Source organism: Gordonia sp. Z-3, assembly GCF_036233855.1.
GTDB classification, from domain to species: Bacteria; Actinomycetota; Actinomycetes; order Mycobacteriales; family Mycobacteriaceae; genus Gordonia; species Gordonia tangerina.
Map to the genome: position 1 here is coordinate 54149 of NZ_JAZARS010000018.1, position 18446 is coordinate 72594.

At 67.1% G+C, this 18446-nt stretch carries 14 protein-coding genes; 9 read left to right on the top strand and 5 right to left on the bottom strand.

All coding sequences use genetic code 11. From position 1 onward, the window contains the following. Positions 1 to 5: 5 nt before the first annotated feature. Both VX037_RS19340 and VX037_RS19345 read right to left on the bottom strand, forming a co-directional pair. Positions 6 to 2021 (bottom strand): MDR family MFS transporter, encoded by a 2016-nt coding sequence (locus VX037_RS19340; protein ID WP_328715506.1) that lies wholly within the window; start codon positions 2019 to 2021, stop codon positions 6 to 8. Positions 2022 to 2068: 47 nt separating this feature from the next. Beyond that, the gene (locus tag VX037_RS19345; protein WP_235723340.1) at positions 2069 to 2899 is read right to left on the bottom strand and encodes an aldo/keto reductase; all 831 of its coding nucleotides are present in this window, start codon (positions 2897 to 2899) and stop codon (positions 2069 to 2071) included. 71 nt (positions 2900 to 2970) lie between these two features. Between VX037_RS19345 and VX037_RS19350 the strand changes: the two genes are divergently transcribed. From VX037_RS19350 to VX037_RS19385, 8 genes are all read left to right on the top strand, one after another. Beyond that, on the top strand, positions 2971 to 4182 hold the full coding sequence (locus tag VX037_RS19350; protein WP_442903713.1) for an alpha/beta hydrolase family protein: 1212 nt from the start codon (positions 2971 to 2973) through the stop codon (positions 4180 to 4182). 7 nt (positions 4183 to 4189) lie between these two features. After that, positions 4190 to 5734 carry a phytoene desaturase family protein gene (locus VX037_RS19355; RefSeq protein WP_266063668.1) on the top strand — a complete coding sequence of 515 codons (1545 nt, stop codon included), beginning with the start codon at positions 4190 to 4192 and terminating at the stop codon, positions 5732 to 5734. Positions 5735 to 5743: 9 nt separating this feature from the next. Then, positions 5744 to 7051 (top strand): DUF2254 domain-containing protein, encoded by a 1308-nt coding sequence (locus VX037_RS19360; protein WP_235723338.1) that lies wholly within the window; start codon positions 5744 to 5746, stop codon positions 7049 to 7051. A gap of 9 nt (positions 7052 to 7060) precedes the next feature. After that, on the top strand, positions 7061 to 8587 hold the full coding sequence (locus VX037_RS19365) for an acyl-CoA carboxylase subunit beta (protein ID WP_328715509.1): 1527 nt from the start codon (positions 7061 to 7063) through the stop codon (positions 8585 to 8587). A 78-nt stretch (positions 8588 to 8665) separates the two neighbouring features. Next, positions 8666 to 10090, top strand: coding sequence for an FAD-binding oxidoreductase (locus tag VX037_RS19370; RefSeq protein ID WP_266063671.1), 1425 nt, complete (start codon positions 8666 to 8668; stop codon positions 10088 to 10090). A gap of 53 nt (positions 10091 to 10143) precedes the next feature. Beyond that, entirely contained in the window at positions 10144 to 10905 is a 762-nt protein-coding gene (locus VX037_RS19375; protein ID WP_235723335.1) for a decaprenylphospho-beta-D-erythro-pentofuranosid-2-ulose 2-reductase, read from the top strand. 2 nt (positions 10906 to 10907) lie between these two features. Beyond that, the gene (locus tag VX037_RS19380) at positions 10908 to 12845 is read left to right on the top strand and encodes a galactan 5-O-arabinofuranosyltransferase (RefSeq protein WP_328715510.1); all 1938 of its coding nucleotides are present in this window, start codon (positions 10908 to 10910) and stop codon (positions 12843 to 12845) included. Next, positions 12842 to 13600, top strand: a complete 759-nt coding sequence (locus VX037_RS19385) for an MBL fold metallo-hydrolase (RefSeq protein ID WP_266063673.1) — start codon at positions 12842 to 12844, stop codon at positions 13598 to 13600. The genes VX037_RS19380 and VX037_RS19385 overlap by 4 nt, the downstream gene beginning before the upstream one ends. Before the next feature lie 50 nt (positions 13601 to 13650). Here VX037_RS19385 and VX037_RS19390 read toward each other — a convergent pair whose 3' ends face one another. From VX037_RS19390 to aroQ, 3 genes are all read right to left on the bottom strand, one after another. Continuing rightward, positions 13651 to 13983: an ArsR/SmtB family transcription factor gene (locus tag VX037_RS19390; RefSeq protein WP_266063674.1), complete on the bottom strand. Its 333-nt coding sequence runs from the start codon at positions 13981 to 13983 to the stop codon at positions 13651 to 13653. Then, positions 13976 to 14428: an SRPBCC domain-containing protein gene (locus tag VX037_RS19395; protein WP_266063675.1), complete on the bottom strand. Its 453-nt coding sequence runs from the start codon at positions 14426 to 14428 to the stop codon at positions 13976 to 13978. The genes VX037_RS19390 and VX037_RS19395 overlap by 8 nt, the downstream gene beginning before the upstream one ends. A 119-nt stretch (positions 14429 to 14547) precedes the next feature. Then, positions 14548 to 15009, bottom strand: coding sequence for a type II 3-dehydroquinate dehydratase (gene aroQ, locus VX037_RS19400; RefSeq protein ID WP_287016526.1), 462 nt, complete (start codon positions 15007 to 15009; stop codon positions 14548 to 14550). Positions 15010 to 15080: 71 nt separating this feature from the next. On the opposite strand from aroQ, the gene VX037_RS19405 reads away from it, so the two are divergent. Beyond that, complete coding sequence (locus tag VX037_RS19405) at positions 15081 to 18407, top strand: arabinosyltransferase domain-containing protein (RefSeq protein ID WP_328715512.1); 3327 nt, start codon at positions 15081 to 15083, stop codon at positions 18405 to 18407. Positions 18408 to 18446 lie beyond the last annotated feature (39 nt).

The following is an 18446-nucleotide window of genomic DNA, read 5'->3' on the forward strand; positions in this document are numbered from 1 at the left end:
CGCCGCTACCCCTCGGTGGTGACCAGACCCTTCGGCGGTGTCTCGGTGTGCAGACGGCGAGCGATCTCGTCGAGCAATTCGTCGACGTCGGCCTCGTCGCTACCCGGGTAGTCGGCGACGAACTGGCGCAGGCGGCTGCGTTGGGCGTCGAGGAGACGTTCGGCCTCGGCCTGCCCCTCGGCGGTGATGGTGACCAAGCCGTGGTCGATGGTCACCATCCCCCGCGCGGCCAACGACTCCGCAGTCGAGACGACCACCGGGCGCGGCGTGTCCGACGCGGCCACCATCGCCCCGATCTCCCGCGACGTCTCCTCGGCCACCCTGCTGACCATCCACGCCTCACCCCGCGATAGCGAGCTGTCAGCGCCGGCCACCACCAGTTCCCAGGCCCGCAACCGCTCGTCGCGCGCCAGCGTCTCCCACACCTTGAGCCGCAACTCCTCCAGCGAGGTACGTGCCGATGGCATGCCGAAACTCTCCCCGGTGTCGGGGGTCTTGGTGACCGTACGCAACGGCACCTCGGGCAGCAGCCAGCTCAGCGCGAAGGCGACGAACCCGATCGGCACGGCCACCAGGAAGACCATCTGGAAAGCGTCGGTGAAACCTCCGAGGAACCACACCTGCACGTCGGGTGGGCACGACGGCAGGGTCGTCGTGGACGCTTCCAACACCGGCGCCGAACACGGTCCCACTGCCCCGGGTGGCGCGCCGTCGGACAGCCGATCGTCGAGGCGGGTGTTGAAGACGGCACCGAACGCCGCGACACCGACCGAGGCGCCGATCGTCCGGAAGAACGTCGCACCGCTGGTGCCGGCACCGAGGTCGCGATACTCGACCGAGTTCTGCACCGCCAGCACCAGAACCTGCATCACCAGGCCCAGTCCGAGACCCAGGATGAACAGGTACACGCTGGTCAGAGTGCTCGAGGTGGTTTCGTCCATGGTGGACAGCAGGTACAGCGCGACGGTGAAGATCGCGGTCCCGGCGATCGGATAAAACTTGTAGCGGCCGGTGCGGCTGATGAGCTGCCCGCTGCCGATCGAGGTGAGCAACAGACCCACCATCATCGGGATCATCCGCAGCCCGGACGACGTCGCGCTGGCCCCCTGCACGGACTGCAGGAACAGCGGCAGGAACGTGATGGCACCGAACATCGCGAACCCGACGACGAAACCCACCGAGGAGGCGATGACGAAGACCCGGTCGGTCAGCAGCCGAACGGGCATCACCGGCTCCGGGGCGCGCCGCTCCTGGAACAGGAACGCGACCGCTGCCAGCACCGACAGCGCGGCCAGCGCCAACACCCGCCCAGAGGTCCAGCCCCACAGAGCGCCGAAGCTGGTGACCAACACGATTCCGGTGGCCGCTGTCATCAGCAACAGGATGCCGAGATAGTCGATCGACGGCTTGGTCTGCGCGACGGTTTTCGGAAGCACTGCGATCACCACGGCCAGTGCAACGATCCCGATGGGCAGGTTGATGTAGAACACCCACCGCCAGCTGAGGTTGTCGACGAAGAAGCCGCCGAGCAGTGGCCCCACCACGCTGGCGAAGCCGAACACCGCACCGAAGATGCCCTGGTAGCGTCCGCGTTCGCGTGGCGGCACGACGTCGCCGATGATCGCCTGCGACAACACCATCAGCCCGCCGGCGCCGATACCCTGCAGCGCGCGATAGCCGATGAGGGTGGCCATCGACGACGCGGTGCCGCACAGTCCCGAACCGACCAGGAAGATCACCACACACGCAAGGAACAAATTGCGACGGCCGTACAGGTCGCCGAGCTTTCCCCACAACGGTGTGGTGGCGGTGGTCGCCAGCATGTACGCGGTGACCACCCAGGTCAGGTGGTCGGCGCCGCCGAGGTCGTTGACGATCGTGGGCAGCGCTGTCGCGACGATCGTCTGATCGAGGGCGGCCAGAAGCATCGCCAGCATGAGGCCGGCGAAGATCGACCAGATCTTGCGCTGGTCCAGCGTGTCGGCGGGCGTGTCGGCAGTGGAGGCACGGCCATCCGTCATGGGCTGACCCTACGTCCGGGGGAAGAGGTTTCGCTGGGAATCGACTCTCAGAACTCCTCTTCGACGTCGGAGTCGCGGGCCGCTTTCTCCCCCCGGTCGAGCGCGGCCAAGGCGGCCAGGTCCTCGGCGTCGAAGTGGAAGTCGAAGACGTCGGCGTTCTCACGCTGCCGACCCAGGTGAGACGACTTGGGCACCACGCTGACTCCGTGCTGCACCGCCCACCGCAAGGCGATCTGAGTGGGCGACTTCCCGTACTTTCGGGCCAATCGGATCACCGCCGCTTCACCGAGCATGCCCTCCTTGCGGCCGGTCGGATGCCAGGCCTGGGCGTGGATGCCCTTCTCGGTCATGAACTCCCGCAGGCCCGTCCGGGCCAGCGCCGGCGAACACTGGATCTGGTTGAGAGCCGGCCAGCGACCCGTCTCGTCATAGAGCATCTGCAGGTGATGCTGTTTGAAGTTCGACACCCCGGCCGTACGGATGAACCCTTCGTCGGCCAACGTCAGCAGCGCCTTCCACGAGTCGACGGTGCGGCCCAGACTGGGACACGGCCAGTGGATCAGGTACACGTCGATGTGGTCGACGCCGAGTCGTCTGGCGCTGTCCTTGGCGGCATTGATGGCCTCGTCGAAGCCCTGGTCACCACCGCCGAGTTTCGTCTGCACCACCACCTCGTCGCGCGGCACGCCCGACTCCCGCAGCCCCAGACCCACGCTGCGTTCATTGCTGTAACGGGTCGCCGTGTCGACCATCCGATAACCGGCCCGCAGCGCTCCGGCCACCGCGCCGACACCCGGGCGGCCGAGCATGTCGAAGGTGCCCAGACCCACCATCGGGATCGAATATCCGTTGTTCAGCTCCACTGACGGAATGTCCACGACCTCAGAATAGGTCCAACCCGACATCTGGGCGTGGCGGTGAGCAAGACGCACTAGGCTCGGCAGTCATGATGTCTCGACGGCTGCGGCGTGGTGCTGCGACGATGTTCCTGGTGCTGGCCACCGCCGTTGCGGCGTTGTCGGCACCGTCCCCCGCCACCGCCGATCCTGCCGCCACGCCGGCACCGAACTGGTCGGGTTTGGATGTGCGCGACTACGCCGGACCGATCCCCCAACGCGCGGGGACCCTGATCTCGCGGGTCCCGCTCGCCACCGAGCTGAGCCTGCCCGCCGCCGGGCAGGCCTACCGAATCCACTACGCGACACCGGATCAGCACGGCCGCCCGGCCACCAGCACCGGTGCCGTGTTCCTCCCGAAGGGCTCCCCACCGCCCGGTGGATGGCCGGTGATCGCGTGGGCACACGGCACCACGGGTCTGGGCGACGGGTGCACACCATCGGCACTGCCGCGCAGCGATCGGGATTCGGCGTATCTGTCGCACTGGCTGGAACAGGGGTACGCGATCGTATCCACCGACTACGTCGGCCTGGGCACGCCGGGCCTGATGAGTTACCTCAACGGCGACTCCGAGGCCCACTCGATCGTCGACTCGGTGCAGGCTGCCCAGCAGATGGGGCTACCGCTGAGCACACGATGGGCGATCGTCGGGCAGTCCCAGGGCGCGGGCGCGGCGCTCAACGGCGCACACCAGGCCACCGCGTTGTCGCGGGGCTCCGGGCTGGACTATCGCGGCGTGGTGGCCACCGGCACACCGGCCAACATCGAGCAGATCATCGCGCTCGGCGGGCCGGACTTCCCGCCTGTCACGTTGCCGGCGGGCCTCAACACCTACACCGCCTACATTCTCGCCGGGTTCAGCGAGGCCCGACCGGACCTCGACGTGCGGTCGGCGCTCACCCCGCGCGGCGCCGAGCTGGTCGCCAAGGCCCGCACACTGTGCTACACGGAGATGGCCGACGTGATGACCGGCGTGGATCTGCGCACCCTGTTCCGCGCGCCGTTGGCCGGCATCCCCGGTGTGCGTGCGGGACTCGCCGAGTACATGGGCACGCCGTACGACGGCTACGACCGGCCGATCTTCCTCGGTCAAGGCCTGTTGGACACGGATGTACCTGCACCGTCCGCGCTTTCGCTCTACGCGCAGATGCGCGCCGCCGATCAACCCGTGGAGTTGCACGTGTACCCGACCGAGGACCATTCCGGCACAGTGCTGGCGTCCATGCCCGACTCGACCCCATTCCTGTCCCGGATCATGAGGTGAACACCACGTGCCTGCCGCACACTACGACGACATCATCATCGGTGCCGGCCACAACGGGCTGACCGCCGCGGCCTACCTCGCCGACGCCGGAAGGTCGGTTCTGGTGCTGGAGAAGGCCGATCATGTCGGTGGTGCGACGGTGTCGGCGATGCCGTTCGCGGGCCGGCCCGCGCAATTGTCGCGGTATTCCTACCTCGTGTCGCTGTTACCGCAACAGATCATGGCTGACTTGGGGGTGGACATCCGACTCATCCGCCGACGCCACGCCTCCTACACACCGCTGCCCACCGACCCGTCGATCGGCGTGCTCGTCGACCACGGCGACCTCACCGCCACCGCCGGATCCTTCCACCGTGCAACCGGTTCGGATACCGTGTTCACTGCCTGGCAATCGTTCTACACCCGAGTCGGCACCATCGCCGCACGCATCTTCCCGACGATGCTGGAGCCGTTGCGCTCGGGCGCCGAGATGCACGACCTGGTCATCGGCACCGATTCCAGCGAGGCCGAGTTCTGGGAAACACTCACCACCGAGCCGCTCGGAACACTGCTCGAACAGTACTTCGATGACGACGTGGTGCGTGGGATCGCCGCCACCGACGGTCTGATCGGCACCTTCGCCGACCTCGACGATCCGTCGATGCGGCAAAACATCTGCTTCCTGTACCACGTGATCGGTGGCGGCACCGGCGACTGGGATGTCCCGGTCGGCGGGATGGGCGCCGTGTCAGGCGCCCTGTATCAGGCGGCGGCTGCCGCAGGCGCCGAGATCCGCACGGGTGTTCAGGTTCTCGGCGTCGACCCGACCGACGGTACCGTCGAACTCTCCGACGGCCGGGTGTCGGCGAGCATGCTGTACGCCGCGTGCGCGCCGTCGGTGGTCAACGAGCTGCTCGACGACCCCATCCCCACCGAGTCCGAGACCCGCGGTGCGCAACTGAAGATCAACCTGCTCCTCGACCGACTGCCGCGGCTGCGGGACGGTTCGGTCTCGCCCGATGCGGCGTTTTCCGGCACCTTTCACATCAACGAGTCCGCGACTCAGCTGCGCACCGCATTCCGGCAGGCTGAGCGCGGGCAGATGCCTGATCTCCCGCCGTGCGAGATCTACTGCCACACCTTGTCGGACGCGTCGATTTTGGGTCCCGAGCTGGCCGGACACCACACCCTCACGCTGTTCGGGCTGCACACGCCGCCGGAGGTGTTCGATTCCCCCGGAGCCGTCGAGCATGCGGTGGGCGCCACCCTCGCCTCGCTGAATTCCGTACTGGCCGAACCCATCCAGAACGTCATCGCCCACGACGTCGAGGGCAGGCCATGTGTCGAGGTCAAGACCCCCCAAGACCTCGAGGACACCCTGGGGCTACCCGGCGGCAACATCTTCCATCGCAGCCTGCAGTGGCCGTGGGCCGAATCCGACACCGAGGTGGGCACGTGGGGCGTGGAGACGCCGCATCCACGCCTGCTGCTGTGCGGCGCCGGCGCTCGACGTGGTGGCGGGGTGAGCGGGATACCCGGCCGCAACGCCGCCCGCAAAGTGCTGGGCGGGTAGCGCATGCGGATGCGGTTGACGCGTCTACGGGACGTGTTCTGGTTCCTTCCGCTGGTGATGGGGCTGTCGGCGATCGTGCTCGCACAGGTCCTCGTCGCGGTCGACCGCTCACTGGCCGACACCACCCCCGGCTGGGAGGGCGGCTTCTTCGTCCGGGTCGGTGCCAGCGGCGGTCGCGACCTTCTCGGTGCGATCGGCGGGTCGATGCTCGGGGTTGCAGCGACCTCGTTCTCCATCACCATCTCGGTACTCGCGACCGCGAGCTCCACGTACGGGCCGCGACTGGTGCGCAATTTCATGAACGACCGCGGCAACCAGTTCGTGCTCGGTATGTTCGGCGCCACCTTCCTGTATGCGCTGATGGTGTTGCGCGCCATCACAGCCGGACCGACCGTGGACACCACCTTCGTCCCCGACATCGCGGTCAACGTGGCCGTGGGGTTGGCCGTGGTCGACGTCCTGGTGCTGGTGTACTTCATCAACCACATCGCGTCGTCGATCCAGGTGTCCACACTCTCGGCACGCGTGCGGTCCGAACTCGACGCCGTGGTCGCCGAACTCTATCCCGATCCCGCACCCGACAACGCAGTCCCCGCGCCGACGCCGAAAGGTGGGACACCTGTCACGGCAACGGGTTCGGGATTCATCATCGGCATCGACGAGACCGCACTGCTGGGTACCGCGCGCGAGCAGGACTGTCTGTTGGCAATGGAGGTCCGCCCCGGCGATCACCTGGTCGACGGCGAGGTGCTCGCCCACATCCACGGTGCCGATCGCAACGACGAGGTGATCGCGGCCGCGACCGAAGCGGTTCGGGCCGGTATCGACCTCGGCGAGACGCGAACGCCGTACCAGGACATCCAGTTCGCGGTTCAGCAACTCACCGAGATGGCCGTACGCGCCCTGTCCCCGGGCACGAATGATCCCTACACTGCGCACAACGCGCTCAACGAGCTCGCCGCCGGGCTCGTCCCGTTGGCCCGCCGCCACGCGCCCGACCTCGGGCGCGTCGACGACAAGGGCACCGTGCGCCTGCTCGTGACCCGTCTACCCATGCAGGAGTTGCTCGACGACGTGTTCGGAGCGGTGCGCACCTACGCACTCGATGCGCCGATCGCGATGACCGCGGCCATCCTGCTCGCACGTCGGATCGGGGTGGCGGCGGTGGATTCCGATGTGCGTGACCACGTCCTGCATCATCTCGGCCTGATCGACGATGCACTCGAGCGCACCGACGATAGCGTCAACGTGGATTTCTGCCGACGTGAGATCGAACAGGCGCGGTCGGCGATCGGCGCGTCAGAGAGCGCGAGATGAAGGAGCATCGTGACGAGTGACCCGGACCGCCTCACCGAACCGGCTGTTCCCGCCTCAGGTCTCGACGAGCTCCGCGCACGCCGGCACCTGACGAGCGATGCCGCGCGCACGGACAAGGTGGCCCGTCGTCATGTAGCCGGACGTCGCACCGCGCGGGAGAACATCGCCGACCTGATCGATGCCGATTCGCTGATCGAGTACGGCCAGTTCGCCACCGCCGCACAGGAACAACGTCGAGACCTGATGGACCTGGTGCTCGACACCCCGGCCGACGGGTTGATCGGCGGCACCGCCACCGTCGGCGGCCGCGCCTGTCTGGTGATCAGTTACGACTGGATGGTGCAGGCCGGCACCCAGGGCATGCGGGGTCATCACAAGACCGACCGGCTGATCGACGTCGCCACCCGATTGCGGCTGCCGGCGGTGTTCTTCACCGAGGGTGGCGGCGGGCGCCCCGGCGACACCGACTATCCGGTGGTGTCGGCGCTGGATGTGGGCTCGTTCCGGATGTGGGGCGCGCTCGGCGAGGTGGCACCGCGGATCGCGGTGGTGTCCGGCCGCTGTTTCGCGGGCAACGCAGTCCTGGCCGGGTCGGCGGACATCCGGGTGGCCACCCCGGACGCCAATCTCGGCATGGCCGGCCCGGCGATGATCGCGGGCGGCGGACTCGGTCAGGTGGCCGCCGAGGACATCGGACCTGCCGAGGAGCAGGCAGCCAACGGGGTCATCGACATCCTGGTCGACGACGAAGCCGAGGCCGTCGCGGTCGTGCGGCAGTTGCTCGGCATGACTGCACCGGGCGGCCCGGTCGAGGTCGTCGTCGACGATCAGACAGTGCTGCGCGACGCCCTGCCCGCCAATGATCGTGAGGCGTTCGACGTACGGCCGATCGTCGAGACCGTCGTCGACACGGGGACGGCGCTCTGGCTGCGCGAGCGGTGGGCGCCGGAACTGGTCACTGCTCTCGCCCGGATCGAGGGCATGCCGATCGGGGTGGTGGCCAATCAGTCCACCCATCTCGCGGGTGCGCTCACCTCGGATGCCGCGGCCAAAGCCGCCGACTTCCTCGAACTGTGCGAGCGGTGGGGCATCCCGCTCCTCAGTCTCGTCGACACGCCCGGGTTCATGGTCGGGCCCGAGGCCGAACGCACCGGTCTGGTGCGGACCGCATCTCGGATGGTCAACGTCGGGTCACAGTTCACCCAGCCGTTGATCGGCGTCGTCCTGCGGCGCGGCTACGGCCTCGGCGCCCAGGCGATGCTCGGCGGTGACACGCACCGCCCCGTCCTCACGGTGGCCTGGCCGCAGGCCCATCTGGGCCCGATGGGTCTCGAGGGCGCGGTGCGACTGTCGATGGCCAAGCAGCTCGCCGCGCTTCCGGAGGCCGAACGCGAAGAACTCGTCCGCACGAGTACTGATGCGATGCGGGAGCACGCCAAGGCTCTCAACGCCGCGCGGGTGTTCGAGATCGACGATGTGATCGATCCGGCGGATACGCGCGACATCGTCGCGCAGACGCTGCACCGGGCGCGATGAGATCGCTTCCTCGACTCCGCGACCAGGTGTTTCTCATCGCGATCCGACCGTCCGAGCGGACAGGTACCCTCATGTGCGATGTCTACTCACGAGTTGTTGCCGATCGAGACCCGCAAGCTGGTGGGGTGGTCCCGGACCACCCCGACCGTCGGGCACGTGCTCTCAACGCCATATCCCGAGGTCATCGCGGAAGCCGTTGCGCGCGTGGCCGACGACAATGCGGACAAACCGGACTATCTCAAGCGCGGGGTGATCGCTCGCGGGTTGGGTCGTTCCTATAACGAATCCGGCCAGAACAGCGGTGGCCTCACCGTCGACATGACGCCGCTGACGCGGATCTACTCGATCGACCCGGACACCGCGATCGCCGATGTCGACGCCGGGCTGTCTCTCGACGCCCTCATGGCCGCGGCTCTGCCGTTCGGACTGTGGGTCCCCGTGCTGCCGGGCACCCGGCAGGTCACTGTCGGAGGCGCGATCGCCCACGACATCCACGGCAAGAACCACCACAGCGCGGGGAGCTTCGGCAACCACGTCGTCGAGATGCATCTGCTCGTCGCCGACGGCCGGGTGCTGATCCTGACCCCCGACGGCTCCTCCGACGACCCGGACGGCGAACTGTTCTGGGCGACGGTGGCCGGCATCGGTCTCACCGGCATCATCCTGCGCGCCAAGATCGCGATGAAGCGCACCGAGAGCGCCCTGTTCCTCGCCGACACGTTCACCACCAATACCCTCGACGAGACGATCGACCTGCACCTCGAGCAGCGTTACGAGGACGGCTTCGAGTACGCCTCGGGATGGTTCGACACCATCAGCGGCCCACCAAAACTCGGGCGCGGGTCGTTCAGCCGCGGCAATCTCGCAACCCTCGACGACCTGCCGGCCAAGTACCGCAAGGACCCGTTGGCGTTCAAGAGCAAGCCGCTGATCTCGCTTCCGGATGTGTTTCCGCGCGGGCTGGCCAACAAGTTCGACTTCGCGCTGGTGGGTGAGGCTTACTACCGCATGGGTTCGAACAAGATGGGCCAGATCAAGAATTTGGCGCAGTTCTATCACATGCTCGACGTCGTCGGGAACTGGAACAACGCCTACGGCCGCGGTGGCGGATTCACGCAGTACCAGTTCATCGTGCCGACCGGCAACGAGAAGGACTTCAAGCAGCTCATCGTCGACATCCAGGCCTCCGGGCACGTGAGTTTCCTCAACGTGATCAAACTGTTCGGCGAAGGGAACAAGGCGCCGCTGAGCTTCCCGTTCAAGGGGTGGAACGTCTGCCTCGACTTCCCGGTCAAGAAGGGTCTCGCGGAGTTCCTCAACGACCTGGACCGGCGGGTGATGGAGATGGGTGGCCGCCTCTACACGGCCAAGGACTCGCGGACGTCCGCGCAGAATTTCCACGCGATGTACCCGCGAATCGACGAGTGGACTGCGGTTCGGCGGCGGATCGACCCGACCGGAGTCTTCATGTCCGACATGGGTCGTCGCCTCGAACTCGTCTGACGACCACCTTCCCGAACTTCCCACGACCTGCTCACGAACACCGAAAGGGCACCATGATCAACGCCGTCGGCGCACCCCAATCCATCCTGATCCTCGGCGGCAGTTCCGAGATCGGGCTGGCGATCGCCGAGGAGTACCTCAAGAAGGGGCCCGCCCGACTGGTGCTGGCCACCGTCCCGGGCGATCCCACCTCCGATGCCGCGGTCGAGAAGATGCGGACGGCCGGCGCCACCGACGTCGAGTTGATCGACTTCGACGCACTCGCGCCCGACACCCACCCCGCGGTGATCGACAAGGCCTTCGCCGGCGGTGACATCGACGTGGCGATCGTCGCCTTCGGTGTGCAGTTCGACGACGAAAAGGTGTGGCAGGACCAAAAGGGTGCGGTCACCGAGGTCGCCATCAACTACACCGCGGCGGTCTCGGTGGGTGTGCTGCTCGGTGAGAAGATGCGCGCACAGGGCTCGGGCCAGATCATCGCGATGAGCTCGGTAGCCGGAGAACGTGTGCGGCGCAGCAACTTCGTCTACGGCTCCACCAAGGCCGGACTCGACGGTTTCTACCTCGGCCTCGGCGATGCGTTGCGGCCGTTCGGTCCTCGCGTCCTCGTCGTTCGGCCCGGTCAGGTCCGCACCAGGCTGTCGGCCCATGTCGACGAAGCTCCGATGACGGTGAACAAAGAGGACGTCGGCCGCATGGTGGTCGCGGCCGCCGACAAGGGCAAGGAGATCGTCTGGGCTCCGGCGCCGTTCCGCTTCGTCATGATGATCCTGCGGCACATCCCGCGCCCGATCTTCCGTCGACTACCGATCTGATCGTGAGCACCGCCGTTCGCCGCGCCCGCGACGTCGGCGCACTCGTCGCTGCCGCGCTGCTGGGTGCGCTCATCGCGTTCGTGGGGCTGAAAGTCATCGCGGGCGTCGACTGGCCCGCGTTCAACTCCTCCAATGTGACCCGCGCACTGACCACCGTCGGGCAGGTGTTCGCGGTCGCGGTGCTCGTCGTCGCCGTTCTCCTGGATCGTTACGGCAGACCACGCTGGTTGACCGGCCTGCTGTCGGTGGCCGCATCCGCCGGGATGGTGACCGTCACCCTGGGTATGCCGTTGGGCGCCACGAAGCTCTACCTGTTCGGTCTCTCGGTGGATCAGCAGTTCCGCACCGAGTACCTCACCCGGATGACCAGCAGCCCACCGCTGGCGGACATGACCTATCTGGATCTGCCGCCCTATTACCCGGCCGGGTGGTTCTGGTGGGGTGGCCGGTTCGCCAACATCGAGGGACTGCCCGGGTGGGAGGCCTACAAACCGTGGGCCATCATTTCGATGGCGGCGGCCGCGGCCGTGGCGATACTGCTGTGGACGCGGATGGTGGGCGCGATGCGGGGAATCCCGATCGCCCTGGTCATCACGCTGGTCACGGTGATGTGGGCGTCACCGGAACCGTATGCGGCGATTCTGGTGATACTCGGCGTCCCGATGCTGATCCCGATGTTGTACGGGTTGCGCGGCAGATCACGGCTCGCCGACGGCCCCGTGGGCGGCCTCCGCCGCGGCACGAGTTGGCCTGCGGTGATCGGCTCCGGTGTGTTCCTCGGCATCAGCGCCACCTGCTACACGCTCTACACCGGGCTGTTCGCGCTCAGCGCGATCGTCATGGCTCTGTATCTCTGTGTGGTCGGTTGGGTTTCGGCCGGCAACAAGGCGGTGCCCAGCGCCACCGTGACCGGCCGGCGAAGAGGAGTGATCCTCGCGATCCTGGGTCGACTGGTCGCGATGGGCGTCATCTCCGGCCTCATCGCCCTGGTGGTGTGGGCCCCGTATTTGTGGGCGCGGGCGACCAGCGAGCCCGCCAGCGGCGGCACTGCCGAACACTATCTGCCCGATCGTGGCGCTGTCCTGCCGCTGCCATTCTTCAACTTCTCCCTGATGGGTCTGGTCACTCTGATCGGCCTGGTCTGGCTGCTGCTGCGGTTCCGACAGCGCACCGTCGCGCTTGCGCTGTTCATCACCGTCGTGACGATCTACCTGTTCTGTCTGCTGTCGATGTTGCGCACCGCCGGTGGCAGCACGCTGCTGTCGTTCCGGCTCGATCCCCTGCTGTACGGCGCGTTGTCGGCGGCCGGGGTGCTCGGTATCGCGGATCTGTCGCGCTGGGCGGTGGGCAAGTTCGGCGATGTCCGCTTCGCGATCGGTGCGATCGCGGCGGTCTCGGCCATCGCGCTCGCGCAAGGCATCCCGGGTCATCTGTCCGGGGAGATCACCACCGCCTACACCGACACCGACGGTCGCGGCGAACGCGCCGATCAACGTCCCGCAGGCGCCGAGTCGTACTACCCGGAGATCCATCGGTTGATCCGCAAGCAGACCGGCCGGACCGCCGATCAGAACGTGGTGCTGACCGCCGACTACGGCTTCCTGTCGATCTATCCGTACTGGGGCTTCCAGGGACTCACCTCGCACTACGCGAACCCCTTGGCCGAGTTCGACAAACGCGCCGCAGCCATCGAACGATGGGCCGACGCCGAGACCCCCGACCAACTCATCCGACGGCTGGACCGTTCGCCGTGGACTCCACCCAATGTGTTCCTGTTCCGCTATGCCGCTGAGGGTTACACGCTGCGGCTGGCCGAGGACGTCTACCCCAATGACCCGAACGTCAAGCGGTACACGGTGACATTCGATCCGGCCGTGTTCGCCGACCCGAGGTTCGAGGTGACCGAGGTGGGACCTTTCGTGGTGGTGGTGCGTCGATGAAGTTCGGACGCAGACCGATGCAGATCAGTCGGGTGGACGCCGGATCGTCGACAGCGTTTCTGGTGCATACCGACGTGGTGAATTGGATACTGCTGCAGGAGGGCTCGGATCTGACCCTCATCGACGGCGGCTATCCAGGTCAGGCATCTGCGGTCGAGGAGTCGGTGCGGGCCATCGGCCGTCGTCCCGAGGACATCCGGGGTGCGCTGCTCACCCACGCACACGTCGACCATCTCGGCGGGCTGGTGACGCTGAACGCGCGTTACGGATTCGACGTCTACTGCGATCCGGTGGAGGTCGCCCATGCCCGCCGCGAATACCTGCAGCAGGCGGGTCCGGCTGACATCGTGCCGATCTCCTACCGACCTCGGGTGCTGCACTGGCTGTCGATGGTGTTGCCGCTGGGAGCGTTGAGCCGCACGGGCCTCGAGGCCGAGCCGTTCCCGTCGCCGCTGGACCTGCCGGGCGCTCCGAACCCGGTGGCCGCGTACGGTCACACCGACGGTCACAGCGCCTACCTCGTCGCCGACGACGCGGTGCTCGTGTGCGGGGACGCCATGGTGAGCGGCCACCCGATCTCGACGGTGACCGGTCCGCAGTGCATCGAGCACGCATTCGCACACGATGAGGCCACCGCGCGACGCACCGTGGAATCGTTCACCTCGCTCGATGCCACGGTCCTGTTCCCCGGACACGGCCCCCGGCACAACGGTCCGGTCGCCGAGGCCGCGCGCCGCGCGCTCGACATCTCCTGAGCCTCCCTCACGATTTCGTAGTACCAACAGCCGCGAGGCGGCGGTTCGTACTACCGATTCGCGTCTTCGGCGAGCGACTTGATCCGCTCGAGTCGGCGGTCCCAACCGCGGGCGATGGCGTCGAGTTGGCGCGCCACCTGACTCAGTCGCGCGCCCACCGGCTCGTAGCGCACCTCGCGACCGACCTTCGCGGCCGCGACGAGCCCGACGTCGGTGAGTACTCGCAGGTGTTTGGCGATGGCCTGTCGGCTGATCGGCAATCGGTCGGCCAGCGCCGACGCCGAGGCCGGGGCGCGGGAGAGTTCGACAAGAATCTGCCACCGGCTGTCGTCGGCGAGCGCGGCGAACAACTCGACCGGCGCCTGCGTCTCGGCGTCAGGCACGAGCATCGGCCCCGGTGAGGTGCACACGGGCCAGCTCCAGTTCGAGTCGCCAGCCCTGGGAGTGATCGTCGAATCGGGAACGTCGATCGGCCTCCGGCTCGGACAACGATGCGAATCCCGATTCGGCGACCTTCAGCAATACTCCCGAATCGGCCGGAGTCAGCCAGAATTCGACCAGCGTGGATGAGCTCGACGGGTCGTCTGCGTCGATGTGCCAGCGAAACGCCGCATACGACGGCTCATCGAGATGCACGGTCCGGAAGGCGAAGCGCCCGTGGGTCGGATCGGTGACATAGGCGATCTCACCGTCGTATTCGACCTGATGGTCGACGATGCGCTGGTCATTGATGTACCAGCCGGGTTCACTCACCAACTCCCAGACCCGCTGCGGGGATGCGTTGATGGTGATCTCACGTTCGATGCGGTCGTACTCGGTGTCCATCATGGTGTCCTCTCAGGCTTTCATCTGCAACCCAAGGATTGCACATCGCACCGACCGTCTGCAACCCCAAGGTTGCATTTCTGTCGCCACGCGGTTCGCCCCCCGGGTAGAACGCTGAGCCGTCAGCCGAGCACGTCGACTAGTTGCCTTATCGCGAATTCGTAACCACGGATACCGAATCCGGCGATCACCCCGGACGCAAGCGGCGACACATAGGAGTGATGGCGAAACGCCTCACGCTTGTGCACATTGCTGATGTGCACCTCCATGATCGGCACCTCGGGTATCACGAGGGCATCGGCGAGTGCCACCGAGGTGTGCGTCCAAGCGGCCGGGTTGATCACGATCCCACTGATCTGACCACGCGCCTCGTGCAACCAGTCGATCATCTGACCCTCGTAATTGGTCTGCGCCGCCCGCAATCCGTAGCCGAGTTCGGCTGCGGTCCGCTCCGCCAGCGCGACGACGTCGTCGAGGGTGGCCGCACCGTAGACCTCCGGCTGCCGGACGCCCAAGGTGTTCAGATTGGGGCCGTTGAGCAGCAGAATCGGCAACGGTTCCGGGCCGGTGGCGGAGTCAGGCATGGCACCCACCATAGTTCAGCGACCTTCGGCCGAAACGGGACGCGCAAGCCCAACCGTTACCATCTCTCTTTGTGCCATCGCAGACGGTAAGACGCGCCAGGGTCGTCGCCATCATCACCGGACTGCTCGGATTCCTGATGGCACTCGCAACGCCACTGATGCCGGTTCATCAGACGACCGCCCAGATCTCCTGGCCCCAGGGCGAGCAGGTCGAGTCGGTCGCGGCACCGCTGATCAGCTACGTTCCCATCGATCTGGATGTTCGGGTGCCGTGCAGTGCGGTGGAGCAGCTCGGCGACGGCGAGTCCGTGCTGTTGTCGACGACGCCGAAGCAGGCGGAAAAATCCGGCGAGCGCGGGTTGTTCATCCGCAAGACCGGGCAGCCCGGCGATCCCGCCTCGCGGCAGACCGTCGAGGTGGTCATCCGCAACATGCCACTGGTGGCGGCGACGCTGGAGGACATCCGCGGTCAGGACTGCCGCGAGATCTCGGTGCACGCCGACGCCGAGGCCGTCTCGGCCGAGTTCGTCGGGATGCGCACCGACGACGGCGAACCGCTCGACGGCACTACCGCGGGCCGTGAGTCCGACACTTACGATGCCGACCAGCGCCCGCAGGTCACCGGGTTGTTCACCGACCTCGACGGCCCGGTCGCCAGCCTGCCCGGGCTGGACGCGCACGTCACGATCGACTCGCGTTACTCCACCGCGCCGACGATCCTGAAGTGGGCGGTGCTCGTCATCGGGATCATCGCCACCCTGCTGTCGCTGGCCGCGCTCGCAGTTCTCGATTCCACCGACGGCCGACGGCACCGACGGATCCTGCCAGCGCGGTGGTGGCACCTCAACGCCCGCGACTATGTGGTCATCGGCGCGCTGGTGGTGTGGCACATGATCGGTCCCAACACTTCCGACGACGGCTACCTGCTGACGATGTCGCGGGTGGCGCAGGACACCGACTACACCGCCAACTACTTCCGCTGGTTCGGGGCGCCCGAGGCGCCGTTCGGCTGGTACTACCAAGTGTTCGGCTGGCTCAGCCACGTCAGCGTGGCCAGCCCGTGGATGCGCCTGCCGGCACTCTTGTGTGGCATCGGTGTGTGGCTGATCGTCAGCCACGAGGTGTTGCCGCGACTCGGGCGCGCCGCCATCACCCGTCCGTCGGTGGGCTGGACAGCCGCCTTCGTCTTCCTCATCTCCTGGTTCCCGTTCAACAACGGGCTGCGCCCCGAGCCGATCATCTGCCTCGGTGCGCTGCTCACCTGGTGTTCGGTGGAACGGGCGATCGCCACCGGCCGCATGCTGCCGGCTGCCGTCGCCTGTCTGATCGGCGCATTCAGTCTCGCCGCCGGACCCACCGGTCTGCTCGCCGTCGCCGCACTGATCGCCGGCGCCCGACCGATGATCCTGGCTCTGATCAAACGCGCCAAAGTGATCGGTGGCGATCGATGGTCCTATGTGGCGCTGCTCGCCCCCATCGTGTCCGCCGGCACCTTCGTGATCTTCGTGGTGTTCTCCAATCTCACCCTGCGGTCGTTCGTCGAGGCGTCGCAGATGAAGTCGGCGTTGGGGCCGTCGATGCACTGGTACAACGAGATCAACCGCTACTCGTCGTTGTTCGCGTTCTCCGCCGACGGCTCCATCGACCGCCGGTTCGCGGTACTCACGATGATCCTGTCGCTGGTGGTGTCGGCGGCGATGCTCATCCGGCGCTCCCGGATCCCCGGCACTGCGCTGGGACCGTCGCGCCGCATCGTCGGGATCACCTTCGCCTCGCTGGTGTTCCTGATGTTCACGCCCACCAAGTGGACCCACCACTTCGGGGTTTTCGCCGGTCTCGCCGCGGCCCTGGCCGCGCTGGCCGCGATCGCCGTCGGACATCAGGCCATGCATTCGCGGCGCAACCGGACGTTGTTCGCCGCGCTCGTTTTGTTCGTCGCCGGCCTCGCATTCACCGCGCCGAACTCCTTCTACTACTCCTCGGCATGGGGTATGCCGTGGGGCGTCACGCAGGTGAGCTTCGGAGTGAACCTCGCAAGCCTGCTGCTCTATGCCGCCCTGCTCCTGCTGCTGCTCGCGCTCTGGTTCCACTTCCGCGAACCGTTCACCGGCACCGACCCGGCCGACGACCCGACGACCGATACCGACAGAGCCTGGTACCGCCGGATGTGGGCGCTGCTCGCATCCGCGCCACTCGCCTTCGTCTCCGCTGCCGTCGTGGTGTTCGCTCTGGTCACCGCCATGTTCGCGGGAATCCAGCAGAGTTCGTCGTACTCGGTGCCGCGTGCGAATCTGGAGGCCCTCACCGGCCAGGAGTGCGGGATGGCCGACAAGGTGTGGGTGGAAACCGACCCGAGCCGGTTCTTGCTGCAACCGGTCGACGGCTCCATCGCCGACCCCCTCGCGGGTCCGGCGACGGCGCCACCGGACGGTACCCGCCCGGCCACCACCGGGTTCACCGCCAATGGCGTGCCGGTCGATCTGGAGACCACCGCCAGCGAGGGGTCGCTGGGCGTGCTGGCGGGCAATGCGACAGACTCACCCGACGTGCTCACCGCCAACACCGGCGGCACCGGTGGCGGCGTCACGTCGCAGGCCGGGGTGAACGGCAGTTTCGCCGAGCTGCCGTTCTTCCTCGATCCGGCCACCACCCCGGTGATGGGCAGCTACTCGACCACCGATCAGGTGCCGGCCCGGCTCACCTCCGCCTGGTACGCGCTGCCCGCCGACTTCGCCGACAACCCGCTGCTGACCTTCTCGGTCGCCGGGCTCTACGACAACCCGAACCTGCTGCTGGAGTACACCACCGATCCGATCGATCCGGGTACGCGGGACGCCGAGCTTCAGGCAGAAGGCGAAACCGAACTGATCGACCCGGGCCCGCGTCCGTCGTGGCGCAATGTCCGCGTCACCACCGACTCGTTGCCGTCGGATGCGACCGCGGTGCGCATCGTCGCCACCGACGACAACCTGTCATCGGACCGCTTCATCGTGGTGACCCCGCCGCGGCTGCCGGAGATGCAGACGCTGCAGGACGTCGTCGGCCGGGCAGACCCCGTGCATGTGGACTGGACCTCCGGCCTGGTGTTCCCCTGTCAGCGTCCGTTCTCCCACGCCAACGGGGTCGCCGAGATCCCACAGTGGCGGATCAAACCGGGCGCCGACCTCGCCGCCGCGGTGTCGGCGTGGCAGGACTCCTACGGCGGCGGACCGCTGGGCTGGCTGGAGGTGTCCCAGCAACCCGAGGCGATGGCCACCTACCTGCAGGGTGACATCGGCCGCGACTGGGGTTCGCTGGAGCGCTACACCCCTTACGGCGACGTGAACACCCTCGCCGACATCGACACCGGCACCGCCACCCGCAGCGGCCTGTGGAGCCCGGCGCCGATTCGGTACTGACCCCTCACCCCACCCCCCCGGTTTTGTAGTACGAACCGT

Coding starts and splice junctions, on each gene's coding strand:
- VX037_RS19385 (WP_266063673.1), top strand. CDS start 12,842: ATGAAGTTCGGACGCAGACCGATGCAGATCAGTCGGGTGGACGCCGGA.
- aroQ (WP_287016526.1), bottom strand. CDS start 15,009: ATGCCTGACTCCGCCACCGGCCCGGAACCGTTGCCGATTCTGCTGCTC.
- VX037_RS19360 (WP_235723338.1), top strand. CDS start 5,744: ATGCGGTTGACGCGTCTACGGGACGTGTTCTGGTTCCTTCCGCTGGTG.
- VX037_RS19350 (WP_442903713.1), top strand. CDS start 2,971: ATGTCTCGACGGCTGCGGCGTGGTGCTGCGACGATGTTCCTGGTGCTG.
- VX037_RS19370 (WP_266063671.1), top strand. CDS start 8,666: ATGTCTACTCACGAGTTGTTGCCGATCGAGACCCGCAAGCTGGTGGGG.
- VX037_RS19375 (WP_235723335.1), top strand. CDS start 10,144: ATGATCAACGCCGTCGGCGCACCCCAATCCATCCTGATCCTCGGCGGC.
- VX037_RS19395 (WP_266063675.1), bottom strand. CDS start 14,428: ATGATGGACACCGAGTACGACCGCATCGAACGTGAGATCACCATCAAC.
- VX037_RS19340 (WP_328715506.1), bottom strand. CDS start 2,021: ATGACGGATGGCCGTGCCTCCACTGCCGACACGCCCGCCGACACGCTG.